The organism is Sulfolobus islandicus Y.N.15.51, assembly GCF_000022485.1.
In the GTDB taxonomy this organism is placed as follows: Archaea; Thermoproteota; Thermoprotei_A; order Sulfolobales; family Sulfolobaceae; genus Saccharolobus; species Saccharolobus islandicus.
This window is the reverse complement of the sequence record NC_012623.1, coordinates 384,676-407,475: the sequence shown is the minus strand read 5'-3', so window position 1 is coordinate 407,475 and position 22,800 is coordinate 384,676. Positions and strand designations below refer to the sequence as shown.

Here is a 22,800-nt window from a genome sequence, read left to right as displayed (position 1 = left end):
GCTAATTTTTCTCACGCCATTCCCTTATAACTTCTTCGGAATTCTTACCGCCGTAATTTAAGAAGAATTCAAAGGATTTGACCGAGGCTACAGAGATTCTCCTATAGTCCTTTCTTTCTTTTTTCCTTTTCCTCTCTTTCTCTTCAATTACTTCCTCTATCTTTCTCCTTATTACTTCACTCCAATTTATATAACTTAATTCATCCATTTTCCTCTTTAACTTCTCATCAATTCTTATGCTAATCACTGGCATATGTAAAAGTAAAATTCGTATATTATAAGTTATAAGATTTACGCTTACGTAATAAATGTATTTACATTACTACTTGTATTTGATGACTTTTATAAGACGTATTTTTGCCTTGTTTCTGATATAACTACGATCCATATTAACCAACATGGTGGTTAGCGCTATATCAGAGATAATTTACCTTTTTGATAATATACTTTCTATATTTCCGAATAAAACTCTTCTCTCAAAATAAGGAAGCAATCTATACGTTTTGCTGAGGCGATTCAAGTCTCTTTTGCGAATTGTAATTCATGAATAAGATGGAGATAACAAAGTAAACTGCTGAGCGTGGATCTCCACCCAGTCAAAGCGGCGATATTTAATTAAATTCATTACGATTCTTTAAATAAACTGAATTTCCAAAGGATGCGTGAATGGCTCCATTTTGCTATACTATATAAATAGAAATTTAGTAAAAGAACAATTTTTATTAAAAGGAAATTTTTGTAAAAACTTTCATGATGTTATCGGTATGCTTATATTAGTAGACATTAATGCATATGCTATTACGAAAAGGGAAGTAGTTTCTCCATTCATTGAAGAAATGTTATAGCCATATTCTATTTTTCCGTTAACATACTTATAGTTGGTCCAAACTCCACCTTGAGAACTTTGTAGTAGGGACATTATGTTGGAAACTTCTCTCGTCATATTGACGTATTTAGTTGCTAATAAGCAAGTATGAGGATTTAATTCTAAGGCTCTCCATACTATCAAGAAAAGTGCAAGTTTATATGACTGGTAAGTATCATTATAATAAGCTGAGTCATTAAACCCGATTCCGTTCCACATTTTCACTAGGCTAATGAAGTTCTCCTCTGCCCCACTATAGTTTCCCAGCTGCAACCATAATAATACCCTGTAAGCTAAAAGATCGGCATAGTCGTAGTAATTACTGATAGTGTGATTGAAAAGCGTTGCTTTCAATGTGTAATTATCAATATTACCAACAATAATATCTACTCCGCTTTGAGGAGTTGTGGTACTAGGATATATTCCGAAAATTTCGAAGACTGAATTATAATATTTATACAAACCACCATAAGGCTTTATCGCAATCAATATCTGTTCGGCTAACATTTTTGCAGTAACATTATGAGTTATATTGTAAATTAACATTAAAGCGTTATAATCTAATGCTTGATCATCTGCAAGCCATATTGTGTGGGACCCTGGATATTCCCTTAAAAGCCACAAGCTAGTATTTAAAGACTCATAAAAGTTTAAAGCCTCCTCCAAATTAAAATTGAAATATACCTTTTGTTGTTCGCAAGTTTCTTGCTGGTTCCCTACCCTATAATATAGGAGAGCAATTACACCAACCAATAGAATTATGAGAACTATTAACACCTTATATCTTCCAGTCATAAAAATGTTTCTTTTGAAACGTAATATAAGATTTATGATAAAGTATAGAGTGTGGACATAGTGTAGTTATTAAGCTACAAATTCTGGTATTAGCTTTTTCCCATAAGACTAGGGCTATGGAGTACATCATAGTGCGAATGCTCCTATTTACTGCCTTAGTAGCCCTCTTGAACCTAACCAACCTATCCCTCACTGAGGAATGAAGGGATTCATTGGGATTAACGGGTGAGATAACCGTGTGATCTTTCAACCAGAAGTACAAGTTGTAATCATCGTTCACCCATCTACCCTCATCCGGCAAGTACTTCTTAACCTCGCTGAAAGCCCTTTCGTCCCTATCACCAACTGAATAGATTAAGTAAAAACCAAGGCTTGTGTAAACGTAGCAAGTAAAGATCCATTTGTAGAAAGCCTTAGCATCTCTGTACAAATAAGTCCACATCTCATCAACAACCTTAGCAGTAACCTTATCCTTGACCAAATCCTTAGCTTTACTTCACAATTCCACAAGCTTCTCATGCTTTTGCCCACCATAACGCTTAATCCAAGTGAAAACAGTACCACGATGCACGTTAAGCACACTGGATATGGCCCTTATACTCATACCATTAGCATACAACCTCAAAGCCTCCTCCCTCAACTTCTTGGAATGATGATGATAGAAAGCGTCAGCAAGGAAATACTTATCGGAATCCTTACACAAATACCTCTGCCTACCCAAAGGCTTACCACACTTAACCACGTGATGACTACCACAAGAAGGACATGCTAAGTCTTCCCTAAATCAGCCTTCCTACCCATGAATAATACTCGTTATACAAATATAAATAGCTTAATGATGACACTATGGACAATATTAATGCAATAGATGTAAATCTGACATCAGATTATATGAAGAGAATTAAAGAGACAATAACGTACTATTCATTTAATTTCTTCCAAAGACATTACATTTACAAATCCACTAACTTTTTTCCTCAATTTTTCATCTTCAGTGATTAACGGTAAACTTAAATTCCTTGCAAGCCAAACGTAAGATGCATCGTAGAATGAGATTCTATTCTTAATACCAATCTTTTCAACTTCATTATATTTTAAGTCCTCTAAATTCATAGTTTCAAGGACTTTAAGTAAAAACTGATATAATTTCTCACCCTCATCTTCAGTAATCCTTTTAAATATTGTGACCTCTTTCCATATAACATTTCCTAACTCGAATTTTGATAGAATTGCAGTATAGTTTCCTCCTAGAATACTTAACTTATTAAATGAAAACGCTTTATAAATCGATGAGGAGTCAAATACGTAACTCATCTACTTTCCCTATCTTCTCTAATGCTCTTTACTACATTCTCAAACGGTATTTTCTTTAATATATCCGCAACTTCATTTATTCTTTCCTCTAATTCCTTAGCCTTAGCCTTCTTAACTTCATTTATTAAAGCCTTTCTAATTACTTCAACTTCATTTATACCATACTTTTTTAATTCCCTTTCTAACTCCTCTGGAATTCGAACGGAAATTACTACGGTCTTTCCCATAATTTAAACTATATCTTTATTATTAAAAAGTTTACGATATGTATACTTACTATAAACTTAGGCTAACATAACTCCAAGACTCATCAAAACCCTAGACTTATTATCAAACTCCTTAAGTAACTCTTGCAAAAGTCAACATAAGTCCCACCCCTTAATGAGGTTGTAAATTATGGTTAAAGGTTTTCCCTCAACTTCAGCAGTGTGGCGTTCTATATAGGACATAATGTCGTCATTAAGCTATTTGTATTTGTATAACGAGTATTACTTATAGGCAGGAGACGTTATCCAAGTTGTTTAAAACGGCAATTCATGAGTAATATTAATAAGAAATTGGGATGAGATAATATTATGAAGGCACTTTCAACTGAAAAGGACCTCCTACTCAAGATAGATAAATTCTTCTCTTGGGAAACGTTTAGGGGTAAACTTGAGTCACTTTACTCCAAGAAACCCAAGAGGGACGTCATTTTACTCTTCAAAACTCTCATCATCAAGTTCATCTACGACATCTCTTGGTTAGAGGGAGAAATCAGGGACAGCAAAATGTTTATGCCTTCCTAAGCGGAAAAGTCCCACCAAAGAGCACAGTATTCTACAAGAGATTACAAGAAACAGTTGTCGATGAGGGCGAGACAATGTGGACAACTTTAATGAATGATCTCAATAAGGCCCTAGACAAGGCGATCAACGAGTATAGGGAGAAGGGTTTTGAACTTGAGGTAGGTAGAGAAAAAACGACAAATTCGGGAACTACAACATGATTGATACATTCTTCCGCGAGGCCTATTCCGGAAAGAAGAGTTTTCAAACCGAGAAGATCTCACTTGACCTTGAAGAGATGGAAATTCAATGACGATTTTCTCCTTATGAGTTATACTGTTTCTAAACTCAAGTACTTCCCTACCTTTAGGAAGTATAAGGGTAGTTGGGCCGAATCCTTTTCGCGTTAATAGAAATCTTTTTATATTCATTTATTATCAACTAATTTTGTGGAAAGACTACTGAGACCTAAGGAGGCTTGCCAACTTCTCGGCATTTCATACTCAACACTCCTACGGTGGATTAGAGAAGGGAAAATAAGGGTAGTAACAACTGAAGGAGGGAAGTACAGGATACCTTACAGCGAGATTAAGAAGTACTTAAAGAGGAGGGAAGAAACAAGAGCAGTAATTTACGCAAGGGTTTCATCAGCAGACCAAAAAGAAGATTTGGAGAGACAAATAAACTACCTAACAAATTACGCAACAGCAAAAGGTTATAAAGTGGTCGAAGTTTTGAAAGATATAGCTAGCGGGTTAAACACACAAAGGAAAGGATTACTGAACCTCTTCAAACTGGTAGAAGAGAGGAGCATTGATGTCGTATTAATAACCTACAAGGATAGGTTGACGAGGTTCGGCTTCGAGTACATTGAAGAGTTCTTTTCAACCATGGGAGTTAAAATTGAGGTGATTTTCGGCGAGGAGCCCAAAGATGCCACACAAGAACTGGTTGAGGACTTAATCTTCATCATTACCTCATTCGCTGGTAACGGTATGAGGAGCCATAAGAAAACACTGCTTGTTCAAGGTGTAAAAAAATTGATAGGTGAGTTAAGTGGAGAGGACGATGAAGTTAAGGGTTGAAGTGGGCAATAAGACCTACCAGAAGTTGAAGGAAGTTGAAGAAGAGTATAAAAAGATACTAGAGGACACAATAATTTATGGACTCGTAAATAAGACTACCTCCTTCACAAAAATTAAATCTGGAGTTTACAAGACTGAGAGGGAGAAGCACAAGGACTTACCCTCACACTACGTCTACACCGCTTGTGAAGATGCAAGCGAGAGGTTGGACAGCTTTGAGAAGTTGAAGAAGAGGGGTAGAAGTTACACTGATACACCGTCTGTGAAGAGAGTTACCGTACACCTCGACGACCACTTGTGGAAGTTCAACCTTGATGAAATCTCAATTTCCACAATGCAAGGTAGGGTTTTCATTTCACCAACCTTCCCTAAGATCTTCTGGGAGTATTATAATAAGGGATGGAGGATTGCGAGTGAGGCTAGGTTTAAATTGTTGGAGGGGAATGTTGTAGAGTTCTTCATAGTTTTTAAGAGGGATGAGCCTAAACCTTACGAGCCTAAAGCGTTTATTCCCGTCGACCTTAACGAGAATTCGGTCTCAGTGCTCATCAACAGTAAACCCGTGTTGCTTGAAACAAACACTAAGAGGATTACGGTGGGCTATGAGTATAGGAGGAAGTTGATAACTACTGGCTAAGGATAGAGAAGTGAAGAGGAAGTTAAAGAAGCTGAGGGAGAGGGATAAAAAGGCTGATGTTAGGAGGAAATTAGCTAAGCTAATCGTTAAAGAGGCTTTTGAAAGCAACAGTGTCATAGTTTTAGAGGACTTGCCCAAGAGGGCTCCAGAGCATATGGTTAAGGATATTAAGGATAAACAGCTTAGGTTGAGGATTTACCGTTCGGCATTTTCCTCAATGAAGAATGCTATTATTGAGAAGGCTAAGGAGTTTGGAGTCCCCGTAGTCTTAGTTAATCCGTCTCGCACTTCCACTGTTTGCCCAGTTCACGGGTTGAAGATTGTTTATCAACCCGATGGGGGCAATGCCCCAAGGGTTGGTGTTTGTGAGAAGGAAAAAGAAAGGTGGCATAGGGATGTTGTTTCACTGTACAATCTGATGAAAAGGGTTGGAGATGTGAGCCCCGTGCCGTTGGGGTCGAAGGAGTCCCATGACCCATCTACTGTTAAGTTTGGTAGGTGGTTGAGGGCTAAGTCTCTACACTCGATCATGAATGAATATAAAATGATTGAAATGAAAGTGTAGGGACAAACGGTTAATAGTTGATTATAATAGGTTGCAGTTATTGGAGAAGCAGTTTTCCACTTTAACTTCCTTATATTAAACGCGTCCTCACCTATTAATTGATCTTTCAACTTTTCAATGAGTGGAGCTAATGAGAATCCACCACCTCCAGTTTCACTATATCCAGTGACTCCCTTATCGGTAATTATTTCCACTAAAGTGAATACATTTCTTCCAGGGTGTTCACCAGCAACTCTTAACAATTTTCCCCTTATTGGGACAGCTATACTCTTGACCTTAACGTCCTTAATTCTAATTTTAACCACCCTCTGATTTCCTTCTTTTTCGTTAAAGTATTAAAACATATCCTATAACTAGTATCTCTATTGTGATGAAAAATTGTGATGAAAAATAGTTTTAATATGCCCATATATAGGGATCTGATTATTACAAAGAGATTACGTAACTCCTAAGGATTTCAACTAGTATTAAGGATATTACTGAACCTATGCATTAGCTTCCAATTAAACGTTAATGGCGTTAAACTGGTAATATATCCATCCATTTGAAGATAAGCCATGAATACGTACAAGTTAGTAATAATACTTAAATTTAATATTACGAATAGCTACTAGATGTCAAAAATAATAGACCTTAGAGTTGAGTTCACGATAAATCCCCTTGGGCTAGACGAACCAAAACCTAGATTTTCTTGGATCTTCATGACAGCAATCAGAGGTAATTCACAAAAGGCATATAGAATTGTAGTAGGAAGTTTAAATAACATCACTAAAGATAGCGGTGACGTTTGGGATTCTGGAATTGTCGAATCTGACGATAATATCGTGGAATATAAAGGACTTCCATTAAAGAGCTACACTAGATACTACTGGAAAGTCAAGGTATGGGACAAGGAAGGTAAGGAATATTCAAGTGATATAGCGTGGTTTGAGGCTGGAGTAATTGAGCCAAAGGATTGGACATGGATAGGAGGAGGTCAATTAATGAGAAAAGAGTTCGTCATTGACAAAGAGGTGGAAGAGGCTAGAGTATATATAAGTGGGTTGGGATACTACGAGTTGAGGATTAACGGAAATAGAGTAGGGGATAAAGCGTTAGACCCACCATGGAGTGAGTACACTAAGACAGTGTATTATAGCGTTTATGACGTTACTAAGCTAATTAGGAAAGGAGTTAACGCCACGGGCGTAATATTGGGGAGGGGAAGGTTTGGTCAAAGATTTGGAAGTGTAAAGTATTACGGTGAACCTAGAGCCACGGTCATGTTAAGGGTTAAACTTATTGATGGAAGTTTAGTGGAAATTAATACTGATGAAAACTGGAAGTGCCTTCAGAGTGGACCAATAATAAGTGATGATATATATCTTGGTTTTAGGTACGATGCTAGACTTGAACTAAAGGGATGGGACTTGCCGGGTTTCGATGATTCCTCTTGGATGTCTTGCTCTAAACTTCCTCCTATAGGTAAACTTAGATCATCGGCAACAATACCAGCAACGAAAGTAATGGCTATTTTGAAACCTAGGGACCACTTAAATCCCGCTACCGGTATTCACGTCTTTGACTTCGGTCAGAACATTACGGGATGGGTGAGGGTTAAGGTTAAAGGAGGTATTGAGGGTAGTGAAATAAGAGTTAGGTATGCAGAGCTTTTGAACCCTGATGGTACACTAAACACCCTTGACCTTAGAGGGGCTGAGTCAACAGATGTATTTATTTTAAGGGGTGAGGAGGTTGAGATTTTGGAGCCTAGGTTTACATTTCACGGTTTTAGATATGTGGAGATTACTGGATACCCGGGTACTCCGTCAATGGATGATGTTGAGGCAGAAGTCATTCACGCAGATCTAGAGCCCATAGGTTCCTTTGTCTCTTCAAACAATCTGCTCAATAGCATTCATAGAATAACACTTTGGAGTCTTAAGGGGAACTTGATGAATGGAGTTGAAACTGATTGTCCACAGAGGGATGAGAGAATGGGTTGGCTTGGAGATGCTTGGTTATCCTCAGATTCAGCAGTACTTAACTTCAATATGATTAGGTATTACGAGAAGTTCATAAAGGATATCATTGAATCCCAAAAGGGAGATGGGTCGATATCAGATGTTGCACCTCCATACTGGGAAATCTACCCGGCTGATCCAGCCTGGGGTACTGCACTCATATACATACCTTGGGCACTTTACGTATATTATAACGATAAGAGGATTCTGGAAAACAGCTATGACGCTATGAAGAAGTGGTGGAATTACTTAAATTCGATGACTAAGGACGGAATCTTATATTTCAATAAGTATGGTGACTGGGTTCCTCCTGGAAGAGTTAGGTCGGTTGAACATTGTCCACCAGAGATTATCTCAACGTGGATACTTTATAGGGATACAAAACTTCTATCGAGGATAGCTAAGATACTTAAGAAAGATACTGAGGCTGAGTTGTTTGAGGAGAAAGCAAAGCAGATTCTTGAGGCTTTTAATAGGAATTTCTTGAGTGAGGTTTCTATGAGTCACTATTCTACTATGGGTTATTACTCTACATATACTTCACCAGATGGATCAAAGGTGAAATTCGGTGGGTCTCAAGCGTGTAACGCATTACCTCTAGTTGAGGATATGGTTCCCAAAGAGGCCTTAGAACAAGTTGTGAAATCCCTTGTTAAGAGTGTTGAGGTAGATTGGGATAAGCATCTAAACGTAGGAATAATTGGGGCTAAATACGTTCCAGAGGCGTTGGCAAGGTATGGATATGTTGACCTTGCATATGACACTTTAACACAGGAAAGTTATCCCAGTTACGGCTATATGATCAAAGAAGGAGCTACGACACTTTGGGAGAGATGGGAAAAACTTACTAGAAGTGGTATGAATTCTCATAATCATCATATGTTTGGAAGTGTGGATAATTGGCTTTACAAGTATGTTGCCGGCTTAGAGGTTTTAGAACCAAGCTTTAAGAAAGTTTTGATAAAGCCTTGGCTCTATAAGAGGCTTAGTCACGCTTCAGCATCTGTGAGAAGTATTAGAGGGTTAGTTTCCGTTGAATGGGAGCTTAGGAATAGCGTATTCAAACTTAAAGCTACGATACCTTCATTTGCTGAAATTCACTTACCTAAAATTAGTGAGAAGGTTGAAGTGCTAGAGAGCGGATCTATTATCAGTGAGAAAACTCCCGGAATACTCTCCATTAAGGAAGGATCTGATTGGATAATAGTTGAGGCTAGCTCTGGAAACTATGATTTCGAAGTGAGAAGTGTTAAAGGTAGATAGCCTTTTTATCTTGTTAAAAATCTTAACTATTGTTATTTAAAAGATAAAATATTTTTATAGATTTACTTATCAAAATAATATCTTAGCTTTTGCGATATTTACATCCTTACAGCGTCTTATGATTGGTTTCATTATTGTTCCCTTAACGCTTATTGGAATAACGTTAAGTTTATTTCCCCTCAGCTTAACTTCGTCTATTAAACTTGAATGATCTTTTGTCAAGTAATATAATTCTAAAGTTGTGTCTTCCTTTGGTTCTATTAACATGCAAGTCTTATTGAGTACCGGTATAGGTGTACTTCCATTGATGATTTCTCATCCCAAGTATAGCTTAAATTAATGCCAATAACTCCTTTTTTAACCACTTGCCACTCTTAATCCCAGTGGATGTACTCCATCCCCAAATCCACTCCTTATCCACATCTCCCCCATCGATATCTAGTAGCACTGGTAAGTTAATCGATGGTTGAGGTGAATAAGCTATGGCATAAGGCTTTGAAGAACTAATAATATCTACCTCATCCGTGAATAACGGTAAATGTAACTGGCATATCATTCACTTATCATGCAGCTCCACTCTCATATAATTTTATACTGAGTACGCAAGGTTTTTCCTCTACGCATTTATTTAGATCAACGAAATCAAGGGGAATCTCAACCATTTTTCCAAATCTACCAACGTTGGCTTTTAGGATACCCTTTATGACGGAGAAATAGCATATTCCTCCAGCGAACAGATCATCTGCCTCAAATCCAACCCACAGCATTAGGGAATCCTTATCGAAAATCCTTCTGGCCAATTTGGCTATAAGTTGATAATAGGCCATAAGTAAACGTTTCTTTTGATGTCAGTTAATAAGCTCTTTGGTTTGCCATATTTAGCATTCTTGAATTTTAGATATTCATACTCATCCCAACTAAATTCCCAGTAGTCATTGGGGTTGAATCCCTCAAAAGTGTTCTCCTTACAGTAGTCTTCACTCTTCTCCAACAATAAAAACGTCATTCAATTTATGCCCGTTTAGTAAGGGTGCAAAATCTTAAGACCATACTATCAAATCTCCTTAAGTATTATAATAACATATACTTCTCTCATTAGAGAAGGGGAAGGTAAATACCACAAATCTTATATAATAGCTCATGAAGAAGCTCTATAATGAGAATAGGGAATTTTAATGTGGAAATAGAATTTATCGCAGATAATATTCTCAGAGTTTTGTACTATTATGGAAGGGAAGCCGTAATAGATAATAGTCTAGTTGTATTACCGAACCTAGAGAAGCTAAGCATTAAAGGGGAAAGTACGAGTCCATCTATAATCTCTTTGTCCAGTAAATCTCTCAGTGTAGATATAAACACTTCTAACGGAGAGTTAATAATAAAGGACAACAAGGGGGGAATTGTTGTTAAGGAGAAGAGAAGGGATTTGAAATTTAACGAGGAGTTATCAACTTACAACGTTGAGCAAGAGTTTGGGTTGAGTGAGGGTGAAAGATTATATGGCTTGGGACAACATGCAGGTGGAAATGGTTTAGGTCAATCCTCAGCCTACAAGTTAGACTATAATGGTCTTTCCATCACGTTGTCTCAGAGAAATACTGATATCGGCATTCCATTCATGATTTCTAGTAAAGGTTATGGAATATTGTGGGATAACTATTCCCTAGGATCAATAAGTCTTAAGGGGAACGAATTGAGGGTTTGGTTTGAAGCTGGTAAAAAGATAGACTACTACGTAATTTTCGATGACTTCATAGACGATGTGATAAAGGGTTATAGGAAGTTGACTGGAGATACCCCTCTCTTACCTAAATGGGCTTATGGGTATTGGCAGAGTAAGGAAAGGTATAAGTCACAAGATGAGTTAGTAAGCGTAGTTAAGGAGTTTAAAGAAAGGAAGATACCCCTAGATGTAATAGTGCTAGACTGGCGGTATTGGGGAAAATATGGGTGGAACGCTTTCAAATTTGATGAGATAGATTTTCCGAGACCTAAAGATATGGTCGAGGAAATTCATAAAATGGGAGCTAAGTTGGCAATATCAATATGGCCCACTTTTGGGAAGGAGACTGAAGTGTTTAAGAATATGGAGAGTAAAGGGTGTATAATTCCGGGGACTACAGCAGTTAATCCCTTTAAGGAGGGATGTAGAGAGCTTTTCTGGAGTTACGTAAAGAGGTTTTACGATATAGGAATAGATGCCTATTGGTTAGATGCCTCAGAGCCCGAAACTGGACTAGGCTTAGTCTTCTTCTCCCCAATTCATGATGTGGATTTAGGAATTGGAAAAGGATATGAACATTTGAACGCTTACCCATTAATGGAAACTAAGGCTGTTTATGAGGGGCAAAGGAGAATTAGTGATAAAAGAGTTGCAATATTGACTAGATCTGCATTTGCCGGTCAACAGAGGTATTCAGCAATAAGTTGGTCTGGGGATGTATTAGGGGATTGGGCTACATTGAGGTCTCAAATCCCCGCTGGTCTTAACTTTTCAATTTCTGGCATACCCTACTGGACTACTGATACTGGTGGATTCTTCTCTGGAAATCCGGAAACTAAGGCTTATGCAGAGATTTTCGTTAGGTGGTTCCAGTGGAGCACTTTTTGCCCTATACTTAGAGTTCACGGTACAATATTTCCTAAGGAGCCGTGGAGATTTCCAAAGGAATATCAAGACGTTATCCTTAAGTATATAAGGCTTAGATACGAATTACTTCCTTACATTTACTCATTGGCATGGATGACGTATAGCAATGGATACACAATTATGAGACCACTAGTTATGGATTTTCGTAACGACAAAAACGTTTACGATCTTGATGAACAATACATGTTTGGTCCTTATATAATGGTATCTCCAGTAACATTGCCAAGTATTAGAGAAAAAGATGTTTACTTACCCTCTGACGAGTATTGGTATGACTTCTGGACTGATGAGAAGTTGGAAGGAGGAAGAACAACAGACGTTAAAGTTTCATTAGGTACAATACCCCTATTTGTGAGAGGTGGTGCCGTTCTACCATTATTGGGAAAAGATGTGAGTAATGCAATGGAGGACTGGGATGTACTTCACTTAAGGATATATCCAGGTAAAGATGGTTACTTCGAAATATACGATGACGATGGTGTTACGTATGATTACGAAAGGGGAAAGTACTTTATCGTACCTATCAGATGGGATGATAATAAACAAGAGCTCACCATAGGAAAGAAAAGAGGAGACCTAGAGATGAGGAAGAGAATCATGATAACTTGGGTTGAAAAAGGTAAGGGTATTGAGTACTCGAAGCCAGACGTGGAGGTAGAATATGATGGTAAGGAAAGTATTACGGTTAAAAGACATTAGTATTTTTATTTTATTATTCTTTTGTCTTAACAATGAAGGAATTCAAGTTAGCCGTTTACGTTACAGCCCCAACTCTAAAGAGTCTAAATGAAGAAAGGACCAATCATCTTATTGAAAAGCTTAAAGAGCTGGGAGTATCTAAGGTCTATTTGGAGAATTATAGGGATGGGCTAACGCTGGATGCGAATACAATGGTTAAGTTCAAAGAGGTTTTTGGGAAACAGTTTGAAGTTGCTGGAGGGATTGCTATTGGCACGTGGGGTGAAGGTTGGGGTGAAATGGAGAATTTTGGTTTCAAAGTAGCTTGTTTAGCTGATGAGAGAAATAGGGAATTAGTCAAAAGAGTTGTTGAAGAGCACGCAAGTGTTTTTGACGAGATAATAATTGACGATTTTTGGGCTAATTGGTGCCACTCTGAGATTGACGTTAAACTGTTTAACTCGATGTATGGATTAAACTTCACTAGAGATACGTTAGTTAAAATGTTGAGAGATCCAGTCATATCACGTTTATGGTGTGACTACTCTTCTTCTCTGGTCTATAACGTTTCAAGGGATTACGTTGTAGAGCCGGCTAAGAGAATAAACGGCAAAATTAAGATAACTCTAAAGGTTGCTGAGTGGAGAGAAGACTTCTATCATAAAGGTCTTAAGTTAGATAAGTTGTCTGAAATCTTTGATAACATTTATGTAGGTACTGAGGCTAGGGAATACACTGCGAGATATGGCTCACTTTACATAGTGGACTACGTAAGGGGTATAGTTGGTGATAAGTTAAAGGGAGTTTGGTTTGATACCTTCATAGGTGGAGAAGGTGGGGATTACGGTAGTCTTAAAACGTATTTACAACAATTCATTTTGAGTGCATTTGGCCTTACTGAAGAGTTAACTTTGTTTGAGGCTGGGGATATTTTAGACCTTGAGAGGTGGCACTTATTTGAGGGTATTAAGGAAAATAAGGAAAAGGTACAGAAGTGGAGAGTAGACATTAAGGAATATGGCAATATGGGTTTGAAGAGGTTACCAGTACAGCATTTTGTACCTCAAAGGGTGGATAAATATGTAGAAGATCACTTGGGAATAATAGGAATTCCATTAGAAGTTTCTAACGTTGTAAATTCAAACGATATAGTCCTCATTACTGAGTCAGATATTTACCATATTGACATTGTCGACTTACTAAATAGAGGAGTTAACTTACTGTTCACGGCCAGTGCAGCTAAAAAACTCATCGAAGTTCTGGGAGATACTGCATTAAAGATCCTTGGCGTGAGTAACGTAATTTTTGATAGTGTTAATGCAAATGCGTTAACTAAGGATGGAAAGACTTTTTATTGGGCATACTATAAGAGGCAAGGAAACTTTCCAATTGGGCCTATATTTTCCTTAAACGGCGCTGCACCAATTCTTTACGCCTATGACAATTCGGAACTTTATCCAGTAGTCTTCCAGAATACCTATTCCAATGCTAAAGTTTACGTTATATCCCTTACTTCCTATTTACCATATCTGATTTCAGAGTTTTACCCTAGTATTGCGAGACAAATAATTAGGGATATCGTTGGAGAGCATATCAGTATAAAGGCTATTTCCGCTTCTCCCCTCTTGTTTTCATTAATAGTTAAAAGAGATGGAGTTGTGACAGTTTTAAATCTAAATGACTTCCCAATTAGATTAACGTTAAGTGTTGATTCTAAAAAGTACAAAATAAAGAGTGTTGAAGACATGAAATTATTGCAATCTAATGAAAATGAGGTCAGGGTGAGGTTAAAAGAAAACTCTTTTGGTGTGCTGAGACTTGAAAATGTCTAGTGCCTTAATGGTCTTATAGGTGGTACACTATTTAAGTGCTCTATCTCGTCAGTTATTCCACCATTTGTAGCGATTTCCCTATATACAAGGGCTGAAGGTCTCCAGTACAGTCTTTTAGTACCATAATCCACCTTTAACAGGCCAAACCTCATGGAGAAACCTGAAGCCCATTCGTAATTATCAGCTAAGGACCAGTGCAAATATCCTCTAACATCAGCACTACTATTTATTGCCCTATGAACTTGATAAACGTGAGACACCAGATAATAAGGTCTTTGATAATCTGCATCATCCGCAATACCGTTTTCTGTAACGTACATATGGAGATGATACCTATTCCAATACTTCGTTAAAACGTCATATAACCCCTCTGGGAAGAACTCCCAGCCGAAGTCACTTGTTGGTAATCCTGCTAAGCTTACTGAATTCCTCTCACATCCATGACCATATCCTCCTAAGCTAACGTATCCCTTTTCGGTCTTCTTAACTACAGTCCTAGTGTAGTAATTAACACCAATCCAGTCTAACCTACCCCTTAAATCATCTCTCACAACCTTCTCCCTCCCTTTCATAATCTCACCCCTTATTATGGCATCAAAGAACGCCCATCTGTTATCGTATTCGGCCATTTCAACGGCCTCCATATCTTTCTCCGTCAACGGTTGGAATGAAGAATTTGCGTAAATTATACCTATTGGCTTCTTAGAAACGCTCTTTATTCCATCATATGCCCTTACGTGAGCTTGAATAATGTTGTACATAGCCTTTCTGGAAAGTTCAAAGCTTAGATATCCTGGAGGGAAACCAGACTTAACACCAACATATCCTAAACCTCCAACTACATTAGGTTCGTTCATTGTCGAGTACTCGTCTACTAGGTCGTCAAACTTCCACGCTATGTAGGCTGAGAATCTGGCGAATTCGTAAACTGTTCTAGTGCTTAGCCAACCCGTTGGTCCGCTTAAATCTCCTCTTCTTACTCTAATTGGGTCGTGTAGCCACGAGGGTAAGGGCCAATGGTACATGTTTAGTATGAAATAAATCCCCCTACTTTTCAAGTCCTTGAATATTTCCCTATAGTGGTTTAATGCGTCTTTATTTGCGTGTTCGTCGAGTCTTCTTAGTTCGTTTTGGTTTATTTCAACCTCTGTAACATCTTGTTTTGATTCGTCAAAGTTTTGTGGTTTTGGTAGTGGGTTTGGAAATATTCTGGACCATTCAACATTTAGTCTAGCCATTTTTAATCCCATTTTTTGTGCATTGTCGTGGAATGTCTTGTAGTTTCCCCAATAGCCTGGTCCGTTTTCTGGGAGATCTCCGCTTACTAATCCTGCTGCTATATTTTCTGGATCGTGCACCCATTTATACCAGTCCGTATTTGGATCTTCTGACCCTGGTGTGCCCATTTCAGATTGGAATCCGGCTTGAGACCAACCGAACCTAAAGTTTTTTGGAAAAGAATACATAACTTTATTTAAGCTCAGTATTATTTAAGCTTTGAGCGAGTATCTTTTATCGTCAAGAATAGGGGAGATACAGAGAATCTTAGTATGGATGAAATGATAAGCATGAGATTTATTGAGTACATTGGATTATAAAACTGTGAGACGTAACTATACGCTACTCCCCCTAATATTGATCCAGTCATTACTCCGCAACCTACTGTTAAATTATAAACTGCCAAATTTTTCCTTATTGTGAAATCATCTGAGTTATCAAATATATAAGCAATGTAAGTCACTGATCCCACAGCGTTAGTAAACCCACTGGCTAGGTTAGTAATATAAATGATGTAAATGGAATTAGATAGTGCATAAGATAATGGATAAATGGTAAAAAGTGCGCTACCGAGGAAAAGCGTTAATCTTCTCTTAGTATCGGTTAATTTAGCCACAATCCTTTGAAACAGGATTGTGGTAACTCCAGTTTCCACACTTAATATTGCTATATTTTCATCGTTCATGTGGAATTTATATACTTGTGCTAACGGGAAAATTGGCCACGCTAATGATAATACTAGATTAAAGAGGAATACAGTAGCTAAAAATCTTTTTAACAAAGATGTACTTTTAACTCCCCTTTCCTCTAATGTCGTATCTGTCTCTATCTTTCTAGACAAGTAAGCAGAACCAACAAGCATCAATCCAGAGATAAGGAAGAATTCTCTTATTAGCTCCGTGTTACTTCCCGTAATTAAACCCGTTATTAAAGTGGCTGCCAATGCCCCTATTGTTCCGTAAACTAGATATAGGGATAATGTGGATCCTCTACTATTCTTACTTATTTTATCCATTATCAAATTCCATCCAAAATTTGCAATACCAATACTTATCGTGATAATAAAATAGACAATAAGGAATGTTAGGTTAAAGGGTATAAACGCGCTTATAACCCATAGTAGCCCGTTAACTAATGTACCTATAAATATTAGGAGTTTAGCTTTGGATTTAATGAAGTTTAGGAAATATTGCGAAATGTTAGGTACTGCATTAGTTGCTGATGTGATTAAGGCTAATTCCTCTGAGTTCATTCCGAAGTACGCGGATACAAATGATATGAATGGATTTACCAGATTATTTGCAAGATTTGATAAGATTGCAAAAATTTTTAGATATTTCAATCAAGTTCACTAGTAATTTTCCATTAGGAAATTAAAAGTTAACTTACAATAGTGAATGGATACCAAACCTAAAAATTCTAAATTTGAACGTAATACTACAAGGTTATTCATAATAGAAAGCTTTAAAATGTATAGTATAATTCCTACATTTTATTAATGTGTCAGGATTAATTTTTGTATTTATAAACGGATTAATTTAAAAGGTACCAAATTGAAATGTATTTATGGGTTATGTAGACGCTCATACACACGTTTGGTTTAAGGAAGCTCTACCCAAGGATTTCTTCTTTAACGATTCGGGCTATGAGTATACACCACCTAGCGTTCAAGATATTACAAATGAAATGGACAGTGCTAATATCGACTATATAGTGATAATAGCATATCCCAGCAGAGAGATATGGCGTACTAAGGAGGACTTTCCAATCAACATGATAAGAGTTGTGAAGGAGTACGCAAATAGGTTTTCCATTGTTGGTGGGATCGAGCCAAACAAGTTGAACCTCAATGAGGCTAAGGAGTGGTTAGAAAAGCAATATGAGGCCGGGGTTTCCGGCTTTAAGTTGCATCCAGTCCACTCTCATGTAAAGCCAAATGCTTATAGAGAGGAGGAAGGTGGGCTGAAACAACTTGAGTTACTTTACGAGTTCGCGCAAGATCACAACTTACCAGTTATTATTCACACTGGTACTAGTGTGTTCTTAAAGGCTAGGAATAAGTATGCTGATCCAATATTCGTTGATGACATAGCTGTGGATTTTCCAAGGCTAAAGATCGTATTAGCCCATATGGGGAGGCCCAATTACGTCCCAACAGCTTTCCAACTGGTTAGGATAAGGAAGAACATCTACGGTGAAATCTCTTCCATTCCTCCCAAGAAACTATTGGAATATTTGCCTAGACTTGAGGAAATAAGGTATAAGACGATTTACGGCAGTGATTACGGTGGGCCGGGTATAAAAAGTATCTCATATAACCTAAAGGAGTTTTTGTCCATAAACATTAGCGAAAAAGCAAAGTTCGATATGGCTAGCAATAATCCAAAAGCCTTATATAAGCCCTTATAGTGATATTTTTACTTCCTTATCTTCAATTGATGACCTATATATTCCATCAATAATAGAATGAAGGATTACACTCTCCTCACCAGCTACTGGAGGTTCCTTATCTTGTAAAACGCTATCCACAAAAGCCTTTACCATTTCGAAGTATATGTCAACTTTTCTTAGTGCGGGTTTAGTATCGGTAAGGAAGTTCTCAGTTCTACTGTGGAAGGAAATATCCGTGATCGCCTCATGCCCAGTTGCCTCAATTCCTCCCCTATCCCCTAATACCCTTATGTAACTCTTCTCCTCCATATGAGACACATTAGCTGCCCAACCAACTTCTATTATTAAACTTACATCACCTTCAAGCTTTACCAATCCAACAGCGTAGTCATCCAAACTGAAATTCTCTGGATCCCAAGATCCCCAATTGAACTTAACTTCTTCCTTTTTATTTCCGAATTTCGTATATACCTTACCTACAACGCTTTTTGGCTTCCTGAACTTTAACAAGGTAAGTAAATTATCTATTAAATAGCATCCAATATCTAATAGCACACCCCTTCCTCCAGAAAATGTTTTATCAATGAACGTAGGTATCCCCGGTATGCCTCTCCTCCTAACTAAATACCCATAGGCTACGTAAGGCTCTCCCAATAAGTCCTTGGCTACGATCTCTTCGCCATATTGCAATGCTGGAGAGAATCTACTCCAGTATCCTACCATTAACTTTAATCCCTTCTTTCTAGCCGCATTAACTACCTCCTTAACTTCATCCAAGTTAGCCCCTAATGGTTTATCAACTAAAACGTTAACTCCCCTATTTAGTACGTCAATGGCTATCTTGGAATGTAATCCAGTTGGCGTTACAATGCTTACGGCATCGAGGGACTCCTTTTCTATCATCTCCATGTAGTCCAAGTAGCATTTAATCTTGTACTGTAAGGACACTTCCTCACATCTTTCTTTGTTTACATCAGCTATAGCTATGGTTTCTACTTTATCGTTCAGCTTAGTCAATGGAATTAGATGTCTATTTCTTCCGTGACCACCTACTCCTATGACTCCGTATCTAATTTTCATAAGTATTATATGCTACAAAAGGTTATAAACTATCATACGCAAAGTTTATACTTAGTCAGACTTTAAAGGGCAAGGTAACTTCATTCAGTATTAACGTCCAAGGTTCACCGTATCTATTCACACTGTATATGAGGTCATTTACTTTCTTAGATATGGAGCGCAAGAATCTCTTTGCGTCCCATGTTAAGGTCTCGAAGTCCGTGTACATTTTTGAGTAAAGCTTTTTCTCGAGGACTGCCCAAGGTCCCTCAGTTGGGCTCTTGTCTGGAGAGTAAGGCGGTAGGTAGATAAACTCCAATTATTTTCCTCAAGGAATTCCCTCACTTCGTTACCGTGAATTCTAGCGTTGTCCATTATTATCACGATTTTCTCGTCCTTTACCACCCTTCCCAAGTAAAGTATGATATCTTTTGAGTTAAGTGAAGACTTCTTATAGGTCGAATAGGAGAAAGCTATTCCCTTAATCGTTATCCCTCACACTACTGCAAACCTCTTCCTCTTTGGATTAACCTTTATTCCTCCTCCTACCTTCATCCAACCTTTACCCTTGTTTATGTAGGATACGTACGACTCGTCGAAGACATGTATCTTATACCCTTCCCTTATTTTTTAAAAGCCTCTCCCCTTGTTCCTTTATCCATCCTTCTACGGCTTTTTCATCTCTAACGTAGGTCCTCTTACCCTTCTTGTACTTGAGGCCAATTCCTTAAGTATGGAGCTTAAACTCCTCGGATTATATTTTATCCCAAATTCCTTCTCAAGTATGTACGCTATGTGCTTCAAGGTCTAGAAGTCGTAGTTTAACCCGAAATCTCTAGGGCTCTTATCCAAGATTTGGATGAGCTTTTCCTTGTCCTTCAGCTTCGTAGATCCCTTCCTAGGCTTAGCGCTCAAATCCTCCATCCTCAACCACTTGTGAAGATGGAAACATCGTACTTCTTCGCCACTTCCTTAATGCTCATTCCGTTCCTCACGTCTTTTACTGCGTTGATCCTTCTCTCTTCCTCTTGCTTCTTGTTAAGCCTTATTCCATGCATGCTGGGTTTCGGCATAACAAGCTAGTATTACTTAATCAAATATAAATCTTGCTCTTTAAGGTCTGACTAAGTATAAATAACAGTTGAAAAGATGAAATATATTACCCCTAAGTTTGTTAAAAATTCTTAATAGTATCACTTGTATTAATAAAAGATCACTATATTCTTTGTATTTTAAATAAAATCTTTTAAATGATAACGTAGTTTTCAACGTTTGAAAACGTAATTTATACATTCCTATATTGATATAAGTATATGGCAGTAAGCTTTAAAAACTTGAATATACATTTATATATTAGTGAAACAAAATGGCTTTACTACAGTTGAGGAAGAAAGAAGAACAACCAAAGAAAGAAGATGAAAAAGAGAGAGAAGAAATAATATCAATTGATAAACTACCAGAAGAGTATTTAAGACTTGAATATCCAAACGATTGGAAGTATCTGCAAAAGGTAAAAGGATATAGGTGTTTTTTGAAACTATAAATAGCTGTATTCTCGTTTTATATATATGAAGTATATTAAATTAGGTGATTCTGGAGTTAAGGTATCTCAAGTTGCTATAGGTACGTGGTTTCTTCCTATATTACAAGAGAAGGACGAACTAGGTATACATAAAGTGGATAAAGAAACTACATTAAAGATCCTTAAAAGAGCATATGATGAGGGAGTTAACTTCATAGATACTGCAAATAGATATCACGGCGCTATGGCACCAGTGGATTTGGCACATGTAGGTAATGCCGAGCGCATTGTTGGAGAATTTCTAAAAACTGTGAATAGGGAATCTGTCGTAATTTCGACTAAGGTTAGGGGTAAGATGGGTGAGTTCGCTAATGGAGAAGGTTTGTCCAGGAAACATATACAATGGCAAATTAAGGAAAGCTTGAAAAGGTTAGGCACATCATACATAGATCTCTATTTCATCCATTGGCCAGATCCCGATACTCCCAAGCTGGAAACCCTAAGAACGCTGAATAGTTTAGTGAACAATGGCTTAGTTTATTATTTGGGCGTTAGTAATCATTCTGCAATTGATGTGATGGAATTCCTACATTTAAGTAAGAGGTATAACTTGGAGAAATTCGTGGTAATGCAAGAGAAATACAACATGTTGGAAAGGGATATAGAGAAAGATAAGGTTGATATCGCAAGAAGGTATGGATTAGCAGTTATGGCTTATTCACCGTTAGCTCAAGGGTTTCTCACTGGAAAGTATACGGATAGAAATGGTTGGAAGGTTGAGGAACTTAGTAGAGCTACTATAAGTGAAGACTTAAAGAAAAGATACTTTACCGACGCTAATTTAAAGATATTATTGGGGCTTAAGGATATTGCATCAGAACTGGGGATAACCCTGTCCCAATTGGCTATCGCGTGGCTTCTCAAGAGAGGTGAACAGCTCGGTGTTACAGTAATCCCACTTATTGGAGCCAGTAAAGTTGAGCATTTAGAGGACAACCTATCTGCGTTAAATGTGAATTTGAGAGATGAGCATATGAAAAGAATAGAGGAAATATTAGGAAAATCCACATGACTTGTAAACGTCAAGAGCTGCTCTTAAATCCCTCAAGGCAATTTCAGGTGGCATAGGTACTTCAGTATTGTTTTTCACAGCGTTTACAAATCCCCTTATTTCTTCCTCTATCGGATTCACCTTTTCAACCTCTATTCTTTCCTCTTTACCATCAACGTTTAATATCAGATCTCCGTAAGGCTTTCCCATAACTCTCGTATTCGGATCTTCTATTAAACTCCCTTTCTCCCCATAAACCTCAAACGCTGGCACTTTTGGTGGATTTGGGGTTGCCCAACTATATAATAATAGCCCTAGATGTCCTTTTCTAAACTTAAAAGTGGCTAAAGTTAAATCTTCTCCTTCTATACCCGAGAAGTATCTCCCACAAATTCCCTTGACGCTTTCGTATTCTCCACCTAAATTAAGCAATGTATCTATGAAATGAACACCCCCATCTATAAGTGCTCCTCCTCCCATTTTCTCCTTTTCTCTTCTCCATCCCTTTGGCTGATATAAGTGAGTTGATCTCACAATTATTAGGGATAGGTTCCCTAATCTCGATAAAAGCTCCCTCGCCTTTCTAACTGATGATTCGAAATAGAATTGTTCCAAAACCATGAATTTCCTTTTAGTCTCTTTTGCAGTATTTATCAATCCCATTGCCTCTTCTATTGTCCTCGCTATTGGCTTCTCAAGCATTAAGTGTTTCCCAGCCTTCATGGCCATTGCGCCCATTGGGTAGTGTTGGTCATGACTCACTAATAAGTCAACGATGTCAACATCTGATTTTATAACATCTTCGTAATTTGTAAAATAACTCTTTGCGTTAAACTCCTTTGCACACTCCCTTGCCTTTTCGTCATTTCTGCTAAATACGTAATAGTCTATTCCGCTTATATTCTTCATAGCCCTTAAATGTACTTTTCCGAAACCGTCACATCCCACTACAGCAATTTTCACAGCCTAATAAATTAGTTTTTTAAATATTTAAACATTACCTTTTATGGTGCGGTAATAGAAATCTTTTTAAGTTAAATCAAAA

General features: G+C 37.6%; 21 protein-coding genes and 4 pseudogenes. 10 read left to right on the top strand and 15 right to left on the bottom strand.

Going from position 1 to position 22,800, the window contains the following annotated elements; translation table 11 throughout:
* Position 1: 1 nt before the first annotated feature.
* The 5 genes and pseudogenes from YN1551_RS02150 to YN1551_RS02125 form a co-directional block, all read right to left on the bottom strand.
* Positions 2 to 253 (bottom strand): hypothetical protein, encoded by a 252-nt coding sequence (locus tag YN1551_RS02150; RefSeq protein WP_012714356.1) that lies wholly within the window; start codon positions 251 to 253, stop codon positions 2 to 4.
* 495 nt (positions 254 to 748) lie between these two features.
* Complete coding sequence (locus tag YN1551_RS02145; protein WP_012716629.1) at positions 749 to 1,660, bottom strand: hypothetical protein; 912 nt, start codon at positions 1,658 to 1,660, stop codon at positions 749 to 751.
* Between the two features lie 69 nt (positions 1,661 to 1,729).
* Positions 1,730 to 2,461 (bottom strand): annotated as a pseudogene (locus YN1551_RS15655) (IS1/IS1595 family N-terminal zinc-binding domain-containing protein).
* A 123-nt stretch (positions 2,462 to 2,584) separates the two neighbouring features.
* Complete coding sequence (locus tag YN1551_RS02130; protein ID WP_012714358.1) at positions 2,585 to 2,974, bottom strand: type II toxin-antitoxin system VapC family toxin; 390 nt, start codon at positions 2,972 to 2,974, stop codon at positions 2,585 to 2,587.
* On the bottom strand, positions 2,971 to 3,201 hold the full coding sequence (locus tag YN1551_RS02125; RefSeq protein ID WP_012714359.1) for a hypothetical protein: 231 nt from the start codon (positions 3,199 to 3,201) through the stop codon (positions 2,971 to 2,973). Before YN1551_RS02125 ends, YN1551_RS02130 begins: the two co-directional genes overlap by 4 nt.
* Before the next feature lie 348 nt (positions 3,202 to 3,549).
* Here YN1551_RS02125 and YN1551_RS17325 point away from each other — a divergent pair, with 348 nt between their 5' ends.
* From YN1551_RS17325 to YN1551_RS02110, 4 genes and pseudogenes are all read left to right on the top strand, one after another.
* Positions 3,550 to 3,762, top strand: coding sequence for a hypothetical protein (locus YN1551_RS17325; protein ID WP_238526042.1), 213 nt, complete (start codon positions 3,550 to 3,552; stop codon positions 3,760 to 3,762).
* A gap of 74 nt (positions 3,763 to 3,836) precedes the next feature.
* Positions 3,837 to 3,962, top strand: a complete 126-nt coding sequence (locus tag YN1551_RS17840) for a hypothetical protein (RefSeq protein WP_274379007.1) — start codon at positions 3,837 to 3,839, stop codon at positions 3,960 to 3,962.
* Between the two features lie 228 nt (positions 3,963 to 4,190).
* Positions 4,191 to 4,826: an IS607 family transposase gene (locus YN1551_RS02115; protein ID WP_012716631.1), complete on the top strand. Its 636-nt coding sequence runs from the start codon at positions 4,191 to 4,193 to the stop codon at positions 4,824 to 4,826.
* Positions 4,810 to 6,028 (top strand): annotated as a pseudogene (locus YN1551_RS02110) (RNA-guided endonuclease InsQ/TnpB family protein). Before YN1551_RS02115 ends, YN1551_RS02110 begins: the two are co-directional and overlap by 17 nt.
* Before the next feature lie 11 nt (positions 6,029 to 6,039).
* On the opposite strand, the pseudogene YN1551_RS17835 reads toward YN1551_RS02110, so the two are convergent.
* Positions 6,040 to 6,333 (bottom strand): annotated as a pseudogene (locus tag YN1551_RS17835) (enolase C-terminal domain-like protein); the annotation flags it as partial.
* A 309-nt stretch (positions 6,334 to 6,642) separates the two neighbouring features.
* Between YN1551_RS17835 and YN1551_RS02100 the strand changes: the two are divergent.
* Positions 6,643 to 9,294 carry an alpha-L-rhamnosidase gene (locus tag YN1551_RS02100; RefSeq protein ID WP_012717102.1) on the top strand — a complete coding sequence of 884 codons (2,652 nt, stop codon included), beginning with the start codon at positions 6,643 to 6,645 and terminating at the stop codon, positions 9,292 to 9,294.
* 69 nt (positions 9,295 to 9,363) lie between these two features.
* On the opposite strand, the gene YN1551_RS02095 is transcribed toward YN1551_RS02100, so the two are convergent.
* The 4 genes from YN1551_RS02095 to YN1551_RS02080 all read right to left on the bottom strand — a co-directional run bounded on the left by YN1551_RS02095 (position 9,364) and on the right by YN1551_RS02080 (position 10,300).
* Positions 9,364 to 9,561: a hypothetical protein gene (locus YN1551_RS02095; protein WP_012717101.1), complete on the bottom strand. Its 198-nt coding sequence runs from the start codon at positions 9,559 to 9,561 to the stop codon at positions 9,364 to 9,366.
* Between the two features lie 64 nt (positions 9,562 to 9,625).
* Complete coding sequence (locus tag YN1551_RS02090) at positions 9,626 to 9,850, bottom strand: hypothetical protein (RefSeq protein ID WP_012736163.1); 225 nt, start codon at positions 9,848 to 9,850, stop codon at positions 9,626 to 9,628.
* 7 nt (positions 9,851 to 9,857) lie between these two features.
* Positions 9,858 to 10,121, bottom strand: coding sequence for a hypothetical protein (locus YN1551_RS02085; RefSeq protein ID WP_048052267.1), 264 nt, complete (start codon positions 10,119 to 10,121; stop codon positions 9,858 to 9,860).
* Complete coding sequence (locus YN1551_RS02080) at positions 10,100 to 10,300, bottom strand: hypothetical protein (protein ID WP_012716634.1); 201 nt, start codon at positions 10,298 to 10,300, stop codon at positions 10,100 to 10,102. The genes YN1551_RS02085 and YN1551_RS02080 overlap by 22 nt, the downstream gene beginning before the upstream one ends.
* A 150-nt stretch (positions 10,301 to 10,450) precedes the next feature.
* Between YN1551_RS02080 and YN1551_RS02075 the strand changes: the two genes are divergently transcribed.
* The gene (locus YN1551_RS02075) at positions 10,451 to 12,643 is read left to right on the top strand and encodes a glycoside hydrolase family 31 protein (protein WP_012717100.1); all 2,193 of its coding nucleotides are present in this window, start codon (positions 10,451 to 10,453) and stop codon (positions 12,641 to 12,643) included.
* Positions 12,644 to 12,675: 32 nt separating this feature from the next.
* Positions 12,676 to 14,454 carry a hypothetical protein gene (locus tag YN1551_RS02070; protein WP_012716636.1) on the top strand — a complete coding sequence of 593 codons (1,779 nt, stop codon included), beginning with the start codon at positions 12,676 to 12,678 and terminating at the stop codon, positions 14,452 to 14,454.
* Here YN1551_RS02070 and bgaS read toward each other — a convergent pair.
* Together bgaS and YN1551_RS02060 are read right to left on the bottom strand one after the other, a co-directional pair.
* Complete coding sequence (gene bgaS, locus YN1551_RS02065) at positions 14,451 to 15,920, bottom strand: beta-galactosidase BgaS (protein WP_012714363.1); 1,470 nt, start codon at positions 15,918 to 15,920, stop codon at positions 14,451 to 14,453. The two genes, YN1551_RS02070 and bgaS, sit on opposite strands and share 4 nt — an antisense overlap.
* A gap of 20 nt (positions 15,921 to 15,940) precedes the next feature.
* Positions 15,941 to 17,074 (bottom strand): MFS transporter, encoded by a 1,134-nt coding sequence (locus YN1551_RS02060; RefSeq protein WP_012714364.1) that lies wholly within the window; start codon positions 17,072 to 17,074, stop codon positions 15,941 to 15,943.
* 224 nt (positions 17,075 to 17,298) lie between these two features.
* Here YN1551_RS02060 and YN1551_RS02055 point away from each other — a divergent pair, with 224 nt between their 5' ends.
* The gene (locus YN1551_RS02055; protein ID WP_012714365.1) at positions 17,299 to 18,141 is read left to right on the top strand and encodes an amidohydrolase family protein; all 843 of its coding nucleotides are present in this window, start codon (positions 17,299 to 17,301) and stop codon (positions 18,139 to 18,141) included.
* Here the strand turns inward: YN1551_RS02055 and YN1551_RS02050 are convergent.
* Both YN1551_RS02050 and YN1551_RS15640 read right to left on the bottom strand, forming a co-directional pair.
* Entirely contained in the window at positions 18,136 to 19,203 is a 1,068-nt protein-coding gene (locus tag YN1551_RS02050; protein ID WP_012717099.1) for a Gfo/Idh/MocA family protein, read from the bottom strand. The two genes, YN1551_RS02055 and YN1551_RS02050, sit on opposite strands and share 6 nt — an antisense overlap.
* Positions 19,204 to 19,258: 55 nt before the next feature.
* Positions 19,259 to 20,255, bottom strand: a pseudogene (locus YN1551_RS15640) (IS630 family transposase).
* A gap of 293 nt (positions 20,256 to 20,548) precedes the next feature.
* On the opposite strand from YN1551_RS15640, the gene YN1551_RS16955 reads away from it, so the two are divergent.
* Together YN1551_RS16955 and YN1551_RS02035 are read left to right on the top strand one after the other, a co-directional pair.
* Complete coding sequence (locus YN1551_RS16955) at positions 20,549 to 20,725, top strand: hypothetical protein (RefSeq protein WP_012716639.1); 177 nt, start codon at positions 20,549 to 20,551, stop codon at positions 20,723 to 20,725.
* 25 nt (positions 20,726 to 20,750) lie between these two features.
* Complete coding sequence (locus YN1551_RS02035; RefSeq protein WP_012716640.1) at positions 20,751 to 21,776, top strand: aldo/keto reductase; 1,026 nt, start codon at positions 20,751 to 20,753, stop codon at positions 21,774 to 21,776.
* Here YN1551_RS02035 and YN1551_RS02030 read toward each other — a convergent pair.
* The gene (locus YN1551_RS02030; protein ID WP_012714367.1) at positions 21,759 to 22,718 is read right to left on the bottom strand and encodes a Gfo/Idh/MocA family protein; all 960 of its coding nucleotides are present in this window, start codon (positions 22,716 to 22,718) and stop codon (positions 21,759 to 21,761) included. The genes YN1551_RS02035 and YN1551_RS02030 overlap by 18 nt on opposite strands.
* Between the last annotated feature and the right edge of the window lie 82 nt (positions 22,719 to 22,800).

What these genes read in the sequence shown, in the direction of transcription:
- YN1551_RS02085 (WP_048052267.1), bottom strand. Translation starts at nt 10,121, where the DNA reads ATGGCCTATTATCAACTTATAGCCAAATTGGCCAGAAGGATTTTCGAT.
- YN1551_RS02080 (WP_012716634.1), bottom strand. Translation starts at nt 10,300, where the DNA reads ATGACGTTTTTATTGTTGGAGAAGAGTGAAGACTACTGTAAGGAGAAC.
- YN1551_RS02090 (WP_012736163.1), bottom strand. Translation starts at nt 9,850, where the DNA reads ATGATATGCCAGTTACATTTACCGTTATTCACGGATGAGGTAGATATT.
- YN1551_RS17325 (WP_238526042.1), top strand. Translation starts at nt 3,550, where the DNA reads ATGAAGGCACTTTCAACTGAAAAGGACCTCCTACTCAAGATAGATAAA.
- YN1551_RS16955 (WP_012716639.1), top strand. Translation starts at nt 20,549, where the DNA reads ATGGCTTTACTACAGTTGAGGAAGAAAGAAGAACAACCAAAGAAAGAA.
- YN1551_RS02035 (WP_012716640.1), top strand. Translation starts at nt 20,751, where the DNA reads ATGAAGTATATTAAATTAGGTGATTCTGGAGTTAAGGTATCTCAAGTT.
- YN1551_RS02100 (WP_012717102.1), top strand. Translation starts at nt 6,643, where the DNA reads ATGTCAAAAATAATAGACCTTAGAGTTGAGTTCACGATAAATCCCCTT.
- YN1551_RS02125 (WP_012714359.1), bottom strand. Translation starts at nt 3,201, where the DNA reads ATGGGAAAGACCGTAGTAATTTCCGTTCGAATTCCAGAGGAGTTAGAA.
- YN1551_RS02130 (WP_012714358.1), bottom strand. Translation starts at nt 2,974, where the DNA reads ATGAGTTACGTATTTGACTCCTCATCGATTTATAAAGCGTTTTCATTT.
- YN1551_RS02150 (WP_012714356.1), bottom strand. Translation starts at nt 253, where the DNA reads ATGCCAGTGATTAGCATAAGAATTGATGAGAAGTTAAAGAGGAAAATG.
- YN1551_RS02145 (WP_012716629.1), bottom strand. Translation starts at nt 1,660, where the DNA reads ATGACTGGAAGATATAAGGTGTTAATAGTTCTCATAATTCTATTGGTT.
- YN1551_RS02055 (WP_012714365.1), top strand. Translation starts at nt 17,299, where the DNA reads ATGGGTTATGTAGACGCTCATACACACGTTTGGTTTAAGGAAGCTCTA.
- YN1551_RS02050 (WP_012717099.1), bottom strand. Translation starts at nt 19,203, where the DNA reads ATGAAAATTAGATACGGAGTCATAGGAGTAGGTGGTCACGGAAGAAAT.
- bgaS (WP_012714363.1), bottom strand. Translation starts at nt 15,920, where the DNA reads ATGTATTCTTTTCCAAAAAACTTTAGGTTCGGTTGGTCTCAAGCCGGA.
- YN1551_RS02095 (WP_012717101.1), bottom strand. Translation starts at nt 9,561, where the DNA reads ATGTTAATAGAACCAAAGGAAGACACAACTTTAGAATTATATTACTTG.
- YN1551_RS02070 (WP_012716636.1), top strand. Translation starts at nt 12,676, where the DNA reads ATGAAGGAATTCAAGTTAGCCGTTTACGTTACAGCCCCAACTCTAAAG.
- YN1551_RS17840 (WP_274379007.1), top strand. Translation starts at nt 3,837, where the DNA reads ATGTGGACAACTTTAATGAATGATCTCAATAAGGCCCTAGACAAGGCG.
- YN1551_RS02075 (WP_012717100.1), top strand. Translation starts at nt 10,451, where the DNA reads ATGAGAATAGGGAATTTTAATGTGGAAATAGAATTTATCGCAGATAAT.